The sequence below is a fragment of the Niastella sp. OAS944 genome (genome assembly GCA_024809215.1).
GTDB lineage: Bacteria > Bacteroidota > Bacteroidia > Chitinophagales > Chitinophagaceae > Niastella.
In genome coordinates this window covers 95182-113403 of the sequence record JANUBW010000001.1, presented here as the reverse complement: position 1 = coordinate 113403, position 18222 = coordinate 95182, and the positions used below count along the sequence as shown (strand labels likewise).

At 41.9% G+C, this 18222-nt stretch carries 17 protein-coding genes; 5 read left to right on the top strand and 12 right to left on the bottom strand.

What is annotated here, in order from left to right; genetic code table 11:
• Positions 1–41 precede the first annotated feature (41 nt).
• Positions 42–2318, bottom strand: coding sequence for a catalase/peroxidase HPI (gene katG / locus GGD38_RS00480; protein ID WP_375299998.1), 2277 nt, complete (start codon positions 2316–2318; stop codon positions 42–44).
• Positions 2319–2521: 203 nt separating this feature from the next.
• Between katG and GGD38_RS00475 the strand changes: the two genes are divergently transcribed.
• Complete coding sequence (locus GGD38_RS00475; protein ID WP_375299999.1) at positions 2522–2776, top strand: hypothetical protein; 255 nt, start codon at positions 2522–2524, stop codon at positions 2774–2776.
• 83 nt (positions 2777–2859) lie between these two features.
• Here GGD38_RS00475 and GGD38_RS00470 read toward each other — a convergent pair whose 3' ends face one another.
• The 4 genes from GGD38_RS00470 to GGD38_RS00455 form a co-directional block, all read right to left on the bottom strand.
• Positions 2860–3858: a hypothetical protein gene (locus GGD38_RS00470; RefSeq protein ID WP_375300000.1), complete on the bottom strand. Its 999-nt coding sequence runs from the start codon at positions 3856–3858 to the stop codon at positions 2860–2862.
• 102 nt (positions 3859–3960) lie between these two features.
• Positions 3961–4386, bottom strand: coding sequence for a VOC family protein (locus GGD38_RS00465; RefSeq protein WP_375300001.1), 426 nt, complete (start codon positions 4384–4386; stop codon positions 3961–3963).
• Between the two features lie 75 nt (positions 4387–4461).
• On the bottom strand, positions 4462–5232 hold the full coding sequence (locus GGD38_RS00460) for a helix-turn-helix domain-containing protein (protein WP_375300002.1): 771 nt from the start codon (positions 5230–5232) through the stop codon (positions 4462–4464).
• 43 nt (positions 5233–5275) lie between these two features.
• Complete coding sequence (locus GGD38_RS00455) at positions 5276–8323, bottom strand: triple tyrosine motif-containing protein (RefSeq protein ID WP_375300003.1); 3048 nt, start codon at positions 8321–8323, stop codon at positions 5276–5278.
• Here GGD38_RS00455 and GGD38_RS00450 point away from each other — a divergent pair.
• Positions 8298–9788: a clostripain-related cysteine peptidase gene (locus GGD38_RS00450; protein ID WP_375300004.1), complete on the top strand. Its 1491-nt coding sequence runs from the start codon at positions 8298–8300 to the stop codon at positions 9786–9788. The two genes, GGD38_RS00455 and GGD38_RS00450, sit on opposite strands and share 26 nt — an antisense overlap.
• A 3-nt stretch (positions 9789–9791) precedes the next feature.
• Here the strand turns inward: GGD38_RS00450 and GGD38_RS00445 are convergent, their stop codons facing one another.
• The 5 genes from GGD38_RS00445 to GGD38_RS00425 all read right to left on the bottom strand — a co-directional run bounded on the left by GGD38_RS00445 (position 9792) and on the right by GGD38_RS00425 (position 14465).
• Complete coding sequence (locus GGD38_RS00445; RefSeq protein ID WP_375300005.1) at positions 9792–10157, bottom strand: hypothetical protein; 366 nt, start codon at positions 10155–10157, stop codon at positions 9792–9794.
• Between the two features lie 63 nt (positions 10158–10220).
• Positions 10221–10865, bottom strand: a complete 645-nt coding sequence (locus tag GGD38_RS00440; RefSeq protein WP_375300006.1) for a response regulator — start codon at positions 10863–10865, stop codon at positions 10221–10223.
• Positions 10866–11155: 290 nt separating this feature from the next.
• Positions 11156–12094 carry a YihY/virulence factor BrkB family protein gene (locus tag GGD38_RS00435; RefSeq protein ID WP_375300007.1) on the bottom strand — a complete coding sequence of 313 codons (939 nt, stop codon included), beginning with the start codon at positions 12092–12094 and terminating at the stop codon, positions 11156–11158.
• Between the two features lie 174 nt (positions 12095–12268).
• On the bottom strand, positions 12269–13588 hold the full coding sequence (locus tag GGD38_RS00430; protein WP_375300008.1) for a DEAD/DEAH box helicase: 1320 nt from the start codon (positions 13586–13588) through the stop codon (positions 12269–12271).
• Positions 13589–13616: 28 nt separating this feature from the next.
• A complete protein-coding gene (locus GGD38_RS00425) occupies positions 13617–14465 on the bottom strand; it encodes a helix-turn-helix domain-containing protein (protein ID WP_375300009.1) in 849 nt (282 codons plus the stop codon).
• An 85-nt stretch (positions 14466–14550) separates the two neighbouring features.
• Here GGD38_RS00425 and GGD38_RS00420 point away from each other — a divergent pair, with 85 nt between their 5' ends.
• Positions 14551–15483, top strand: coding sequence for an NADP-dependent oxidoreductase (locus GGD38_RS00420; RefSeq protein ID WP_375300010.1), 933 nt, complete (start codon positions 14551–14553; stop codon positions 15481–15483).
• A 236-nt stretch (positions 15484–15719) separates the two neighbouring features.
• A complete protein-coding gene (locus GGD38_RS00415; RefSeq protein ID WP_375300011.1) occupies positions 15720–15992 on the top strand; it encodes a hypothetical protein in 273 nt (90 codons plus the stop codon).
• A 69-nt stretch (positions 15993–16061) separates the two neighbouring features.
• On the opposite strand, the gene GGD38_RS00410 is transcribed toward GGD38_RS00415, so the two are convergent.
• Together GGD38_RS00410 and GGD38_RS00405 are read right to left on the bottom strand one after the other, a co-directional pair.
• Positions 16062–16694: a hypothetical protein gene (locus tag GGD38_RS00410; protein WP_375300012.1), complete on the bottom strand. Its 633-nt coding sequence runs from the start codon at positions 16692–16694 to the stop codon at positions 16062–16064.
• Between the two features lie 102 nt (positions 16695–16796).
• Entirely contained in the window at positions 16797–17699 is a 903-nt protein-coding gene (locus tag GGD38_RS00405) for a hypothetical protein (RefSeq protein WP_375300013.1), read from the bottom strand.
• A gap of 74 nt (positions 17700–17773) precedes the next feature.
• On the opposite strand from GGD38_RS00405, the gene GGD38_RS00400 reads away from it, so the two are divergent.
• Entirely contained in the window at positions 17774–18169 is a 396-nt protein-coding gene (locus tag GGD38_RS00400; protein ID WP_375300014.1) for a DoxX family protein, read from the top strand.
• The last annotated feature ends 53 nt before the right edge of the window (positions 18170–18222 follow it).

The window sequence follows — 18222 nt, the reverse complement described above, 5'->3', positions numbered from 1 at the left end:
CCGAACATCATCGGGGCTCTTCACTTGTATGTGAATTACAATTAATCCAAATCAAATCTATCTAAATTCATCACTTTATTCCACGCTGCTACAAAGTCGTTTACAAATTTATCTTTCGAATCGGAGCTGCCGTACACTTCTGCAATGGCGCGCAGTTCTGAGTTGGAACCAAATACCAGGTCGGCCCGGGTAGCTGTCCACTTTGGTTGACCGCTGTTACGATCGGTACCAATGTACAATTCTTTGTCTTCTGAAACTGCTTTCCATGCGGTGTTCATATCGAGCAGGTTCACAAAGAAATCGTTGGTCAATACACCGGGGCGCGTGGTGAATACCCCGTTTTTAGAACCATCATAATTCGCGTTCAGTGCACGTAAGCCGCCTACCAGTACCGTTAGTTCGGGCGCTGTAAGTGTTAGCAGGTTTGCTTTATCTATCAGCATCGCTTCTGTAGATACATGCAACCTGTTGCTGCGGTAGTTACGGAAGCCATCGGCAACCGGTTCCAAATAGCCAATTGATTCAACATCGGTTTGTGCCTGCGAAGCATCCATACGGCCGCTTGCAAATGGAACGGTGATGTTATGTCCGGCATCTTTTGCTGCTTTTTCAACAGCAGCGGCGCCGGCCAGCACAATCAAATCGGCCAGTGATATTTTTTTGCCGCCTTTTTGCGCGTCGTTAAATTCTTTTTGAATGCTTTCAAGTTTGCTCAATACTTTCTTTAATTGCGCCGGGTTATTTGCTTCCCAGTCTTTTTGCGGGGCCAGGCGAATGCGTGCGCCATTAGCGCCACCACGTTTGTCGCTTCCACGGAAAGTAGAAGCGGAAGCCCATGCAGTAGAAACCAGTTCGCCAATGTTAAGGCCCGATGCCAGTACTTTTGCTTTCAAAGATTCCACATCATTATCGTCAACCAGTTTATGATCAACTGCAGGGATGGGGTCCTGCCAAATCAATTCTTCAGCCGGCACATCGGGTCCCAGGTAACGGGCGCGGGGGCCCATATCGCGATGGGTTAATTTAAACCATGCGCGGGCAAACGCATCGGCAAATGCATCGGGGTTCTCTAAAAAGTGTCTTGATATTTTTTCGTAAACAGGATCAAAACGTAAAGAAAGGTCGGTGGTAAGCATGGTGGGCAATTGCTTTTTAGAACCATCAAATGCATGGGGAATAATGGCCTCTGCATTCTTGGCTACCCATTGGTGCGCACCGGCGGGACTCTTTGTTAATTCCCATTCAAAAGCAAACAGGTTCTCAAAGAAGTTATTGCTCCATTTGGTAGGCGTGGTTGTCCAGGTTACTTCAAGACCGCTGGTGATAGTATCGGCGCCTTTACCTGTACCATAACTGTTGTGCCAGCCCAGGCCCTGCTGCTCGATGTCTGCTGCTTCAGGTTCATTGCCATTGTGCGACGAAGGCGCGGCGCCATGGGTTTTACCAAAGCTATGTCCGCCTGCAATTAAAGCAACTGTTTCTTCATCGTTCATTGCCATGCGGCCAAACGTATCGCGAATATCTTTAGCGGCAGCAATGGGGTCGGGGTTGCCATCGGGCCCTTCCGGGTTGACATATATCAAACCCATTTGTACGGCTGCAAGCGGTTTTTCAAGATTGCGGCTATGAATTTTACCGTCTGCATCGTCGTCGGATGAAACAACACCATGTTCTTTGGGCACCCCTGGCGAACCATGCGCATAACGGATGTCGCCACCCAGCCAGGTATTTTCTGCACCCCAATATACATCTTCATCTGGTTCCCAAACATCGGGGCGGCCACCGGCAAAACCAAATGTTTTAAAACCCATTGATTCCAATGCGATGTTGCCGGTAAGGATCAACAGATCGGCCCAGCTGAGCTTGTTACCATATTTTTGTTTAATGGGCCAAAGTAATCTGCGGGCTTTATCGAGGCTCACGTTATCGGGCCAGCTGTTGAGCGGCGCAAAACGTTGCTGACCTGCGCCACCACCGCCACGGCCATCAAATACACGATAAGTACCGGCGCTGTGCCAGGCCATACGAATAAACAGGGGACCATAATGACCAAAATCGGCCGGCCACCAGTCCTGCGAATCGGTCATCAATGCATGCAGGTCTTTCTTTACTGCTTCCAAATCAAGGGTTTTGAAAGCTTCGGCGTAATTGAAATCTTTCCCCATGGGGTTAGATTTTTCGGAGTGCGTACGCAGGATGCTTACCTTTAACTGGTTAGGCCACCAATCGCGGTTCTTTGTACCACCACCGCCAACGTTTTGATGTAAGCTGCCATTATGAAATGGGCATTTGCTAATGTCTTTTACGTCTTTTTCCATTTTATAAGTTGTTTATGGTATTACGTGATTCATTATTGCACAGCTAATTGTGCAGGTGGGTAAAATTAGGCTTTTGAAGATATAACAATAATCAATTGATTCTATTATGAGATAGGTAAAATCTATATTAACTCAACCGAAATACGATTTAACAAAGAAAAATGGTAATATTATGCACTTCGATAAACAGTAAATTTATTATTATGGACAGTGGTACCAGAGAAACATTACCTGCCAAAGGCAGTTTTTATGAAATCGTAATGAAGCTCTTTCAGGAAAAACAACATGCCGCCATGTTGTATGAAGATGGCGGCGTAACCCGCGCCAATGGTTTTATTACAAATGTGTTTGAGAAGGATGGAAAACAGTGGCTGCGGCTTGATGATAAGTTGGAGATAGAAATAAGTAAGATCTACGCCATCAATGGTCTTTTTTCTTCAGATTATTCGGAATGCTAAAGTTGCCTCGTTTAAAAATGTCAATAATAGAAAACCTCCATCTAAAATGGAGGTTTTTAAAAAGCTGGGCGCGTTTATAACAGTTACAGCTGTTTGCTTTGTTTGAACTTATGTTCTTTGTACTCCGCCAGCCGGTTATCGATGATCGACTTTACTATGGCGTAGTTTTCTGTATTGTAATCGATCGCATTCAATTGCTCCGTAGCTTCTTTGCCGAAATAATTTTCTTTTAATTGGCCCTCTTTTAAAAATGTATGCGCTACATCGCGTGTAAACAGTGTATCGTAGCTGCCTACATTATGAATGTATGAATAAATGAACCGCTGTTCGGCCGAAAAATCCTCTTCGAGCATATACCCTCTGTTGAGCGCCTTTATATATTCTGTAATGGGCAATTTACCTTCTTTAATGTCTTTGGCAACAGCTGCGGTATTTTCATTTATAGTTACCATGTTGTTGTCAATGGTCCATTGCAAAAACATCAGGTGAGCAGTTTCACGCCAATCTTTACGTTTAATGAAGGACTCAAAATTTTCGTTATTCCATTCGTAATAAAACTCAAAAACAGGATTGTGGTAGGGGAGCCCAACCATAAAATCGTTGATGGTGAGGTCGTCGCCAAATTCAAGTCCCCACTCAAGCGATCTTTCATTGTCGAGCGGCAACCTCCAGCGGTACCAGCTTTCAGAGCCATCGTCATTTAACCAGGTGTGCGATACATCGCTGCTCTTTTGTGTTGGCTCGCCTAGTTTTGCTTTCAGCGTTTCAAAGTCATGCCCGAAATCTATGTTCAACGGAAATTCTGTCTTTGATTTGTTGTTATACCACCTTGCTCTGTTTAGCACGGGTACCCAAACACCTTTTTTTTCACCCTGTACCAATGGATATTTTTCATTATAGTTCCGTGCATTGAATAACAGATCGATGCCGAGTTTTTTATTTTGTACCCAATAAGAAGTGTCGGTTGAGCGGTTGGAAATAAAAGGTTTTTTAGGATATTTAAAACCATTCTTCTCTAAAAATTCTTTAATTCTTTCGTCATCGATGCGTAAACCTGCCAGGCTGGTGAGTGTTGTGAACATGCTATGATATTTATTTTCACTTAGAATAAGTTGCGGGCACAAAATATAAAAAAAAGCCTCACTTCAAAACTGAAATGAGGCATTAGTTTGAGGTGTGCCGGCTTAGGCATTCTCTAACTTTTTTATATCGAATTTTTTCATTTGCATATATGCCTGCAAAACTTTTTGCGCTTTAGCGGGATCGCTCAACAGTTTGGGTAAAATTGTTGGAACAATTTGCCAGCTAACGCCAAACTGATCTTTTAACCAGCCGCATTGTCCTTCATTACCGCCGTTGGCCGTTAATTTCTCCCAATAATAATCGATCTCTTCCTGGGTTTCGCAATCAACTACAAAGGATACGGCTTCGTTAAATTGAAACTGTGGACCGGCGTTCAAGCCCATAAATTTCTTTCCATTCAGTTCAAAGGTTACCACCATTTGATTGTCGGCAGTGATCTTTGAGTTTTTAAATACTGAGCAATAAAAGTTAGCTGCGGCCTGAGCTTGTCCGTTAAACCATAAACAGGGATAAATTTGATTGGTCATTGTTCTTTGTTTTATGTTTTATTGATAACACAAAGAAACGGCGGCGCAGAATTTTAAAATAGAACAAACCCGACATTATTCGGATTGGCCGAATTTGAGGTAGTCTTTTGGCGTAATGCCGGTAAATTCCTTAAAAGCACGAATATAGTGGCTTTGGTCGGCATAGCCATTGGCGAAGGCGATATCGGAGAGTTTTACAAACTGGCGGTTATTGAGCTGCTGAAAGGCATTGTTGAACTGCCAGATGCGCCGGTACAGGTTTGGCGCAATACCAATGTTCTTTTCGAACATCCGTTGAAAGGTGCGTTCGGTTACATGCAGCTCCTTTTGCACTTTTAACAGGGCGTCTTTGCCGGCATTTTGAGCAATGGTAAGGGTGGCAAAGCGAATGATCTGGCTATCGACGGTGGTTTTGGTAATAAGGCTGAATATATAATCATTCAGCAGGCCGATCATTTCCTCTGTGGTAGCTGCATTTAATAATTGTTCCTGCAATTGCTGTGTTTTGGAAGGGGCCAGCAGGTTCAGGTCGATGGGGTTATTGGTGAGTTCCTGGGCCGAAACGCCAAAAAGGGCAAATAACGCAAAGGGTTTGAAGAAATAGGCGATAAGGGTGAAATTATCGCGAATGGTTAGGGTTTCGGGAAAAACCGTTTGGCCAAACAGCGTTAGGTTATTGCTGTTGTTCTTTATAATTCCTTTGGCTGTTTGAAACAACAGGGTAGGTGCGCCATTGGCATATAATGGCAATGTGAATGGGTTGGTGACCAGCACATCTTCAATGACCAGCACCCTGTCAACATAGTGGCTGATCTTTTCACATGGTGTTAGATTACTGACTTTCATTGATAGGCGTTACTCAGGAAGTTCAAATATACTGCAATTGTCCTTAAGATGTTCTGGCTACTTTTACCTGTGTGCCTTTGCCGGGTGTTGATTGTATAATGGCGGTATAGCCAATTTGCCCGGCCCTGAAGTTAATATTGCCGAGGCCATTGCCATCGGTATGGGAGGTGATAATAAACCCCTCGCCATCGTCGTCGATGGTCATACATAATGCGCCTTTTTTCAGTTCTATGTTAATAGTGATGTTTTTACACTGCGCATATTTAAGACTGTTGTTGATGGTTTCTTTTGCAATTAACAGCAGGTTTCGTTTTTCGTTTTTGGAAAGCACCAGGTGCCTGCATTTATCATCGTTAGTGCATTGCAGGTGCACGCCATTGGCAACAGTTACGGGAACGGCAAATTTCTTTACCCTTTCCAGCAGATCGTATACCGTATCGCCCGAGTCGTCGAGGATCCAGATCATATCCCTTAAACCGGTTGAGGCTTCTGTTAAAGCCATCTCTATCTGATTTAGGTTATTAAAGTCATTCACATCTTTTTTGGCAAGGTGGGTGAATATTTTAACTGTGTTAAGCGTACTGCCAATATCATCGTGCAGGTCGCTGGCAATATTTTTTCTAATAAGGTGTTGCTTATACAACTGGTAAAGGCGGTAACGGTATAGTGCATATATTAAACCGGCGGCCAGTAAACACACCAGTAACTTGAACCCAATGGTTTGAAACCATTTGGGTTTTATGATGAGGTTTAATTTTTTTACTGCGCTCCAATACCCATCTTCATTGGCCGACTTTATTTCTAATGTATAAGCGCCGGGACGCAAACCCATTAGTGTAATAAAGTGTTGGGGACCGTTGGCTATCCAGTTAGTATCCTGCTGCCTGATGCGGTAAGCATAGGTGACCTTATCGGGATTGGCAAAATGAATACCGGCAAACGAAATATTGGCCTGCACCCAACTACTCGGAATTACCAGTTCTTCCAGCTCCGCATTCATTGTGTCGGTTGCAGAACTAATTGCTTTAACCGTTTTATGAATTCGAATATTGGTGAAGTATGTGACCGGTGGGCCTGTGTTAATATTAAACTTGTTAATGTCGATCCTGGTAAACCCATTGGTGCCACCCATGAACATAAAACCATTTTGGCTTGCCCCGCTGGTTTCTTCAAAGCTGCTCGATTGAAGCCCATCCTGTTCAAAATAATTTTTGTACAAACCTGTTCGGGTATCCAGCACGCTCAGCCCATTGTTTGTTGATACCAGTAACGACAAATTGCCAAGTGGGAATAGTTTATATACTCCTGTATTATTAAGACCTTCCCTTATTGAAAAGATCCGGCGTATGGTAAGGTTGGCATTGAGTTGTACAATGCCAATGCCATATACAGTTAACCAATAACTGCCGGCCAGTTCGCACATATCCATAATAATGCTGAGTTCTTTTTTCGATTGAGGCACTTGCGGTTTTATTGTACGAATGGTGGCGGCCAGTGGATCGATAATAGAAATGTAATTATCACCCAATACCCACAGTTTATTGCCGGCATCGGTGTACAGCCTGTTTATAATAGTGCCTGTTAATTGTATGGGTCGGGTACCTGTATCAATTACTGTAACCTGTTTTAACCGGATGTTCCATTTGTACAATCCTTTTTCATTTTGGCTTGCCAGAAAATACAACGAGTCGTTAAACCTGGTGGCGCTAATTAAAACATCTTTTTGTATAGGTAACAGCTCGGGAAAAACTTTTTTGAGCGAAACGGGGCGCCCGTTTTCATCGGCTATATGTAAACCGCTGGTAACGCCACTGGCAATAATATAATTACCGGGCGCCTTAAAGACGCTATAAAAAACATCATCTGAAAAAATGCGTTGAAATTTTCCTGTTGTATGGTTTACAAGATAGGTGCCATCGTCGGCGCACACTATAATGGTAGAGTCGTTGTTGGTGGCAAGCATATTGCTGTGACGGATATTTAATCCCGACCCATCCATTGAGGTGTTGAAGCCAACAAAGGGTGTATGTAGATCCCTGATGCAGCCTGCGCCGTATTGGGTGCCCAGCCAAATGCTGCGTCCGGTTTTTACAATACTGCTGGTTAATAATATCCAGTCTTTATCTTCATAATTACGGCTGCAAATGATACGGGTATATTGCCTGCGGGTAAGGTCAATTGACCAGCAGCCTTTAATACCTGTTGCCAGCAGGGTATCATTTGCATAGTGAAGGGCCTGCCAGTTGTGGCCTTTTGTTAACTGGTACAAATACCGGCCCCATGAGCTGGTTGAATCTATAGCCCCGGTGTTTAGGGAGAATGATAAAATACCATTTGAGCTGGCGGCAAAAAGCAACCCATTGCCAGCCGAAACATCATAAAATGTAAGGCTGGGCAGGGGTGTAGTGCTTATATGTTTATTACCTGCAGGGTCGAGTAACACAATGCCTGTTCCTGAAATAAACAACCAAATGTTGTTGTTGCTGGCATAAATTCTATCAATAGACCCGCTGGCATGAAAGCTGGCTGTACATAAGGTGATCTGGTCTATTTGTGCGTTTGCCGTATTAAAACGAATATAATAACCCTCATTGGTGCCTATAAAAATATGCGACCCTTTTATAAACATACATTTTAACCAAAGTCCTTTGGGGGCTGGTAATGATAATTGAATGGGGTGTGTGCTTACAACGCGGCACGTTCGTAATTCTATTTTACTTAAACCGTTATAGGCGGTTAATACCCATAAGTATTCACCGCTGGCATCAATGGCAATATCATAAACGTCTGTACCGGTAATAATATGATTTTGGTCAACACTGCCTGAGTTGAAGATCACGTACTGAGTACCGTCGAACCGGTTTAGCCCATCTTGTGTAGCAAGCCACATAAAGCCATATTTGTCCTGAACTATCTTTCGTACATGCGGGCTCGACAGGCCGGTTTGCAGCGTTTGTTTGGTGAGGGGAAAAAACACGTTCTGCTGCGGGAAAACTACCTGTACAGTACAAACGGTGATAAGCAGAAGTTTCGCTAAATTAGTGATACCACTAAACACTAACTGTATGGCCCCAATACACAAATGGCGCATAGTTATTATTATGGCGCATGATGGCGAAACATATTTTGAGTATAATGATCTGGAGCAATCCATTTTAGATCAAAAGCAGTTTGAGAATTTAAGGTATTACATTTTGTATTACAATCAGAAGTATGATAAGATCTCCATTAAAAGACCGGTTACAGAAGGTAAAATAAGATACCTGGCAGATATTCCTGAAACTAATAGATATTGTTGTAGAGATTTTTATGATAAAACTACTCTTGTCAGCTTTCTTCAGTTGGTACAAAGCATGGACGTTGAGGAGGGTGTTACCTATCATAACTTCGTGATCACCTGGGGGCATGGGGGTGGATTGTTTTATTTCCCCTTAGGGAAATTTGAGGACCTTTTAAGGGAGTTTGGCCTCACTCTCAATCAAAATGAAAAAACCATTTCAACAATTAAAAGTGAGATACGGAAGAACTTGTGTTCATATATGCAAGCCTCCGGAAGTTTCTCCAACAAAGAGAAAAATAGTTTTAACAAACAACAATTTGCATTTTTTAATAAGGATTTGTTTACACAGGCCAAGGGTTTTACGAATATTATTGAAGAAAATGCATTAAATTTTAAGCTGTCTGCTCTTGATGAATGTATTGCCCATGCATCAAAGTTATATACTGCAACAGACCTGAACGAGATCTTTAAAGAAGGCCTTGGGTATGTGGACGTTTATTTTGCGTTGAATTGTTATACCCAAATGATAGATACGGGTTATGAATTAAGGCATTCTGTAAACATGATGGTAGCTTCACAAACAACCATGCCGTTACCAGGTATAAATTACAGAATGGTATTTGCTATGCTGGAAGAAAATCCCAATATGAAATTGCCGGAATTAGCAAACGCGTTCGTAAATAGTTTTGATATAAAATATTCGGATAAATTCCTGCATGAATTTCTTACCCATTATCCCGACTTTGATTTAACTATTGTGTCTTTTGCCTGTAACTTTTTAACTGATTATGACTTGTTGGTTAAATGCCTTAATGATCTTACCCTTTTCCTGAAGAATATATATAACGATCCTGCTTTGATCGGGTATAAAACAAATGTAATTAAAGCCAGAAAACTTTGTGGTGATCTTACGCCTGATGATGATTATGGAATTATTGACCTATACAATTTTGTGGTGCAGTTGAATACGCAGTTTCAGGTATGTGTACCTGGTGCATTAACAAAAGAGATTTCTGCTATAAAAGAAAAGCTTGAATGCGTCAAAAAAAATGTACTGGCTGCTATGAGAAAACCAGAACCGGATACTGAGGATTCAGCATCCGGTTTGGAAGAAAATCATCCGTCTTTTCTTTCATTTTTTGCACCTGCATTTTTTCAGGGGAAACATGGCATATGGAGAAGACTGCTTGATGTTTATCCCCATATAAAAAATGAGTTCACCGATAAATCTGATTGGGATGGCTTCGTTACTGAGTTTTTTGATAAAACTAAGTAACTATTATGAACGGTCTTTCTCTTTTTCAATTTCCCGGGGAGCTCTCAGCGCGCCGGCACCACCTATTTTCCCGTCGGGCCAGTCAACTTTTATTTGGAAGCTTGCAGGCTTATCATTTCCTTTCTGTGTTAGTACCGTTTCTGGATTTTTAAGTTCCATTTCAAAATTTCCATCTAAAGGCCAAAATGCCTGTTTGGTAAGAGTGCCGGGTTTATTTACAATTGAAGCATTGTCGAGTATTAAAGTAAATGAAAGCTCAATAACGCCGCCGTTTACTTTTGCCGAGCCTTTTATTTTGTTTAATACTGAATCATCGATTTGGGTAAGAGTCCCGTTTGTTTCAGTTTCAAAAAGAACACCTTTTGGCATGGTAATAAATTTTAAAGGTTAAATAATACTCTGTTATTGATTAATGAATGAAACCAACATTGTTCAAATACTAATGACACCTCTGCGTAAGCCTTCCAGCACCATGCCAACCCGCGTATGTACATTTAATTTACTAAACAGGTTTTCGCGATACCCATCGATGGTGCGTTCAGATAAATTCATTTTATCGGCTACCTGTTTATAGGCCAGGTCGCTGCAGGCCAGTTGAAGAAATTCTCTTTCTCTATCGGTTATTTTCAGGTCTTCGTCCCGCATGGTTTTCGTTAGTAATCGCCGGTGATTTATATTAATGGCATCGGCATTATAATAACCCTGGGCATTTATTTCAAGGATCGCATTTTCGAGTTGATCAAAATCCATGGAGTTCTTTATGAGGTAAGCGCAACAGCCTGCACGTATCATTTTAATGATGGTATAATCATCTTCCCGTTGCGAAAGCGCGGCCATTTTTACGGTGGGGTAACGTTCCTGTATGGTTGTTGCTACTGTTATGCCGTTCATTGTTTTCATCTCTACATCGATCAAGGCAATGTCTGGTGGCTGGGGCAATAACGACAACTGTTGTAAAAAGCCTTCACCATTGAGCGCTGCTGCTACAACTTCTATTTTACCCGATTCTGTTATTAAACGTTTTACCGCATCTATGTGCATTTTGTGGTCGTCTACTATAGCTACTGTAATTTTCATGAGAATGAATTGAATGGAATCTCTTTTTTATTTTATCCTCACACAAAACTATTGTGGGTAACCGGGTAAAGTAAGGTGGGATTTACATGTATCATACCGGGTTTTTTCCCGGTATGCTGAAATATGAATTTTTTATAAAGCTTCGCCTCCTCAGTTACAATGGTAGCTGATCAAAATATCTACACTAAATGATCGCACTTTCCAGTATTCGAGATTAATTAATATTGAGGGAATAAAAACAGGTATTTTTCACATATTTTATGTGCGCGGTTTTCATTATTGGAGGTGAGCTATTTTTTGATCTCTTTAACTTCGGTGTTTTTATGCTTATCGGTTTCTACTTCAATTTTTGTAAGCGATACCGCGTAGTCGTTGGGTTGTATAGATGTGCCTTTGTGAACACTCCAGGCTTTGGCAAATTCGGCGCCAATGTATAAAATGATGGCTGAATAGTAAACCCACAATAATAACACTACCAAAGAGCCTGCGGCCCCATATGTAGAACCTACATTGCTTGTACCTATATAGAAGGAGATGCCGAATTTACCTATCATAAAGAGAATGCCACTGGCAATGGCGCCGGGCATAATGTCTTTAAATTTTGTTTTTGCATCGGGCAGCACTTTAAAGATCAGGGCAAACAGGGTTGTTATTACTGTGAATGAAATAACCAGGTTTATAATATAAAATACAGCAACGGTAATATCGGGAAAATGCGCCATTAACCGTTTGCTTAATCCTTCAATAACACTTGTTACGGCCAGCGAAACAAGTAATAAGAACCCGAGGCTAACAATAATGGAAAAGGATAAGAACCGCGTTCTTATAAATTGCCAAAAGCCTTTTTGGGGCTTTGCTTTAAACCCCCAGATGGTGTTTATGGAATCCTGTATTTCGGCAAACACTGCCGTTGCACTGAATAATAAAGTTACAATACCGATCACCGCGGCTGTTGTATTTTTTCCGCTCAGCGATGCATTTTTTATAATGGTTTGAAGTTGCAGCGCTGTATCGGCACCTACAAACGATTTCATCTGGTTGTATATTTGTCCGGTTACGGCCTCTTCGCCCAGGAAGATGCTGCATAGGAAAATAATGACAACCAGTAACGGACCAAACGAAAAAGTGGTGGTATAGGCAAGGGCGGCGCTAAATTTCAGGATCTTATCTTCCATAAAATTTTTAAAAGTTTGCACCAGCACTTTACCTATGGTCTTCAGGCGTTTCATCAGTGTTATGTATCACTGTTGAATTCGCTTAAATAATCATACCAGCAAAAAATCTCAAAAACCAAATTCCAAGAACCAAAAAATAAAACCCAAAACCAAATCTTAATTACAATTGGTTTTTGGGTTTTTTGTATTTATTATTTGGTCCTTGGAATTTGTGATTTGGTCCTTTTATTATTTCGCTACCTCTATCTTCACCTTCTTGTTCTTGATCTTTTCTGTTTTAATCAGGTTTAACGTGTGGCTGGCGTGGTTTTTACGTATGGCCACAAAAGAGAAGAAATCTTTTACCTCAATGAGCCCGATATCGTCTTTTTTCAATTGGCCTTTATTGGTGAGAAAGCCAACGATATCAACTTTATTCACCTTGTCTTTTTTACCGGCTGAAATATACAGGGTGGCCCATACCGGTTTTTGAGGCAGCACGGCCTCGTTAGGCAGGGTAATAAGTTCAGGCTCAGGCGTAATATAGGCAGGAACATATTCCTTTGGTCCCAGTATTAAAATGGCGGTTCCGCTACGGTCCATGCGGGCGGTACGACCATTGCGGTGTGTGTACGATTCCTGGGTAGTAGGCAGTTGAAAATGTAAAATATAGCGAATGTTGGGAATGTCTAAACCGCGTGCAGCGAGGTCGGTAGTCACAAGTACATTCGAGCTGCCATTGCGGAACTTACACAAAGCGCTGTCGCGTTCCTGTTGTTCCATGGCGCCATGATAAAATACAGCTACAATGCCTTTTTCTTTCAGGAACGCACATGCTTCTTCTACAAACTCGCGCTGGTTACAAAATACAATGGTTGAGCGGTTGCCCAGGGCGCAGATCAGTCTGAACAGTGTTTCTGATTTATCCTTATCCTCGCTCTTAACCATTTTAACGGCCAGGGCAGGGGATGTTTCGCCTGTTAAGAAGTTGATCTTTACAGGTTCTTTCAACCCAACAAATGCCGGCGCTTCCACGGCTTCGGTGGCCGAAGTGAGGATCCTTTTCTTTAGGCCGGGCAGGCTTTGTATTACAAACGACATTTCTTCTTCAAACCCCTGTTCAAGCGATTTGTCAAATTCATCGAGCACCAGGGTCTCAATATGAGTAGTAGTAATGTTACCACGGCGAATATGATCGCCAAGGCGGCCTGGTGTGCCCACTATGACTTCGGGGGCCTGCTGCAGGTTATTTTCTTCAATTTCGCGTTTATGGCCGCCATAGCAGCAGGTGATCTTAAAGCCTGTTCCCATTTTTTTGAAAACACTCTCAATTTGCATGGCCAGTTCGCGCGAGGGCACAACAATGAGGGCCTGGGTTACCGACTTCTTATGAAGCAATTGGGTTACAGGCAGCAGAAAAGCGAGCGTTTTGCCCGAGCCGGTATCTGCCAGCAATATTACTTCGTTCGACGTTTTATTAGCCTCCAGGGATGCCTGTTGCATCTCGTTCAAAGCCTCTATCTGCAAATTCGAAAGCGTGTTCTCAATTGAAAAGGAAGTTTTCTGCATCCGGCAAAAGTACGGGAATTAGCGGGCATCAGCTTACCTGTATTTTTAATTGCCTGCGGTATTCTTTAGGGCTTACGCCAGCCTGGTTCTTAAAGAATTTATTCAAATGGCTTTCGTCGGTAAAGCTGAATTCTTCTGCTATTTCGGTAATGCGTTTATCGCTGTATTGTAGGCGGTGTTGAATAAGCCGGGTTTTATAACCGGATATATATTGCTGCATGGTTTCGCCGGTATGTTGTTTAAAATACCTGCTCAGGTAAGCGGGGGCAATATTAAATTCCTGGCTAATGTGCCCGGCGCGTAGTTTGGCTGGTTCGTATATATGCCGTTGTAAATAATGAAGGATATCCAGCGCTTTATCTTCTGTTTGCTCACTGATATCGAGCTGATGGTACTTGGCAATGTTACGGGCAACAACGATGATGAGGGTGTTTACCAGTTGTTTTATTAGTTCATGATTGTAAATATCGCGGTTTACATATTCGCGAATTATTGCTTCAACCATCGGCCGTACCAGCAATTTATCGGTTTGGTTCCTTAAAATACAACCGGGGCGATGGTTGGCATTTTGCAGAATAAATTCAAGGCGTTGAATATTGTCGTGAGGCAGGCCGCCTTCTTTGAGGTAAATGTTATTGAAGCGTAAAAAGAAAAAAGTGGTGGCGGTATTCACTTCCAGGGAATGACAATCTTCGGGCGTAATAAGGAACATATGATTGGGGTTGTAATTATGCCTGCTGTCATTGATGCACTGGGTGCCTGTGCCAGCAATTATAAATACCAGCTCGAAGAAATTGTGCTGGTGGCCCTGTATGCCACCTTCTTCCTGGGTGGTGTAGGCAATAGAAAAAGGTTCGTGCAGGTTTTCTTTGATCATGTCATGAATTTACCGGGAAATGTAATAATTGTACCAAAATTATGTGTTTTAACCGGTATAATTTTACACTACAAAACAGAAAAATATGAAAGCAATAGTATTGGCAAAAACGGGTGGTATTGAAGAATTAAAGGTGGTTGATATAGAAAAGCCCAGTATTAAAGAAGGAGAAGTGCTGGTTCAGGTAAAAGCCATCGGCATTAACCCGGTTGATGTTAAAACCCGTACAGGCAGCGGCGTTTATGGCAGAATTAATACGGAAAGTCCCCTCATTATTGGCTGGGACATTGCCGGTGTAGTGACAGAAGCGAATAATGCGACATTTTCACCGGGCGATGAAGTATTTGGGATGGTAAATTTTCCCGGTCATGGCAAAGCGTATGCGCAGTTTGTAGCGGTGCCGGCCAATCAGCTGGCATTAAAGCCGGCGAACATTTCATTTGAAGAAGCTGCGGCGGCTACCCTGGCGGCGCTAACAGCTTACCAGGCCCTGGTTAAGAATGCAAACATTACAGCTGGTAAACGCGTGTTGATACATGCGGCGGCTGGTGGCGTGGGGCATTTTGCGGTACAAATAGCCAAGCACCTGGGTGCGCATGTAACCGGCACTTCATCTGCCGCTAACCGCAATTTTGTATTGTCGCTTGGCGCCGATGAACACATCGATTATAAAAACCACAACTGGCAACAAAGTGAGAACAGTTTCGATCTTACGCTCGATGCCGTTGGTGGCGATAATCTCAACCTGTCGATAAACGTTACAAAACCCGGCGGTTCATTTATTAGTATTTTGGGGCTGAACGACGAGCGTAAAGCAAAAGCAACAGACAAGGGTGTGAATGGCAACGCTATATTGGTGTATTCAAGCGGAGAAGATATGAATGTGATTGCCGGCTGGTTACAAAAAGGAATTTTAAAAGCGCATGTGGCGGCTATATTCCCTTTCGAAAAAATGGGCGAGGCGCATTTGGCGGTTGAAACGGGGAGGACTGTAGGGAAGGTTGTTGTTGTTGTTTAATGTTCATAGTTCATTGTTCATAGTTCATAGTTCTTAGTTCTTAGTTGCCGTTGTAAGTTATTGAGTTATTCAGTTGTTCAGTTCAGGTTTCGGGTTTTAAGGGTTAATTCGCAACCCGCGATAAATTGTTGTCGGTTTCCTAATGAGCTTTGTATTCTTTTGCCTATTGCTAATTGCTCATTGCCAATTGATTAGGGTGGCACAATTTTTCCATAACTAGTGGAAATGCTTTGATTATGGAAAACAAGGACAATAAGTTAATCGACAAGAAAAAGAAAGAAGAGGTAAAGCATGATAACCCGGTTTCGCAACCCGACCCGGAAACATTGCATAAAACAGACCCGCAGGATAATATGAAGGGCCCTGTAAGTTCTTTTATGAACAAAACTGCTGATATAGCAGAAGAGAACGCCAAGAAGGACAAAGTGGATGAGAAGAAGTTTGAGGAGAAAGAGCTGAAGAATGAACAGGATTTTCAGCAGGAACAGCGGGACAAAAACTATGAGTAACGCATAATAGCTTAAATGGTTAATGATAAATGGGCCATTTGCCGGTTGGTGAATGGCCCATTTATTATATTACAGTGCACCCTGCGTAGTAGCAACACCGGCCGGCAGAGCGAAGAACGACTCTTCCAGTTTTACTTCCTGCACATCTGAGGCAATGCTTTCCCAGGTGAACTGCGCATTATCAACAATAGCTTTTAATGGTAATGCATTTGATCTTGAAATGTATTCATACCAGTTCATGAATTTATGGTTGGCAAACAGTTTTGGATCAACTGCAATTTTTTTGCTGAAGTAATATTTTTGTACACCGCTTACACAGGTAAAAATAAGCTCATCGCATTTATAACCTAATATTTCAGTTACCCCTTCGTTCAATTCTAATTTTAATATTGAGTCTTTATTTACTGCGCCATCATACCAGGTAAGGGTTTCGGTGCTGGCCATTTTGTTATACAGTTTGTTTTCTTTATTTACGTATAGCTGCCACTGTAACATAAGGCCATTGGTAGTTGATTTGTAGTTGCCGTTCTTTATGTAATATTCATATTTTCCGCCCATCATAGAGGTAAGCTGTGCATCGGTTACATTGGGCATTTTGCTTTTGTACTTGTTCTTGTACGTTATTTTTCCTTCAAAAGTTTGTGCAAAGGAGGTTGCCATACATAAAATGGTCAATAAAAACAATAGTGCCTTAGCTTTCATGTTATTGATTTTAAGGGTGTTAACTAACAATCAAGGAACAAGATAGGTAAATTTTAATCAATATCATAGTTGGTAAGGGGAAGCAGGTATTGGGGCTATAGCTCATATAAATACTTCCTTATCCGCCACGGTTGCCCAGCATCTTAAATAGGTCAACTTCTTTTTAGCTGTGAACCGGTATGGGTAGAAGTAGATCCATCGTTTTTTTTCCTGGGTGCTTTCGTAATAAATGGCAACAGCATCAATGGTTTTGTTCGTAAATAAATTTACTACCTTATCAGTATATACAATCACACAACCAACATATTGGTTGGTGATTGTGCCTGCCTTTACAATATTCTTCAAATTGTTTATTACCTCATTCCTTGACAGGTCTTCCTGGGTTTCATTCGTGAGGTTAAGTATTGCGCCGTCTTCTGTAATAACTGCAGCAAAAGGTGAAAATGTTCCTTGTTTTGTAAGCAATGTATTGGCTATTGGGAAGGCGGCATCTGCCAGTGCATCCTTAAAAACTGCTTCTTCGGCCCACCATCTCTGTAAATTGGGGGGCTGTATTGGGCTTACGTCAAAACCCATTTCTGTAAGGTAATCAAGCCCGTTTTGATTATCAATTTTATTAATGCCGGTCCAGCCATTTTTAATTGCCAGTAAAATAAACTCCCTGATGTATTTAGGCTCATGTATGTTAACCTGTACAGGTTCATTTGTTTTTACATTCAATAATTGTACGCCAACGTTTAAGGGTTGACCTAAATGATAATCATCAAGCGTTAAAAAGTCCAGCACCAGGGGCGTTCGCTTATGACCGTTTAAAAAGATGGTAAGGGTTAATTGGTTAGCGCCAATTGAATAATAATCGAACCTTATTAAGTACAGGTATTCGTTATTGTCGACTGTTATTTTTCGTAATTTATTCTTCATTCTATTCTCCAATGGAAAGTAAATATAGAAATAGTTATCGATGTCCCCATCCCGAATGCCTAACCGGCAGTTGAATATGTCCACTTCACGGGATAATGCTTAACCAGGCTCCCATTAACTCCCATCTTTGAGTCATCAAATCACTTAAAACAAAGATCATGAGCCCAAAATCAACAAAAGCAATTTACTGGACAGGTGTTATTTTAACTTCTTTATGGTTTGGAACCAGCGGTGTTTGTGAGCTGACAAAGAATCCGCTGGTATGGGGTATTACCCAGCAATTAGGCTATCCGGCGCACTTTATATACATTCTTGGCGTAGCAAAAGTTCTGGGGGTATTGGTACTGTTAACGCCTAACCGCTTACTTAGATTAAAAGAGTGGGTTTTTGCCGGCGTATTTTTCGATATTCTTTTTGCATTTTTTTCAAAACTGGCGGTGCTTGGTTTTGCTGCAACGGTAGATGCCATCGTTGCCTTTGTAATGGTATCGGTAACGTATGTTATGTTCAGGAAGTTATACCCCGTAACGCAAGGGGTGGGAGTTGTGAGTTAAGGTAGGATAATAGCTAAAAAAATAACCCCGTCTGGAAAGTCCGGAACGGGGTT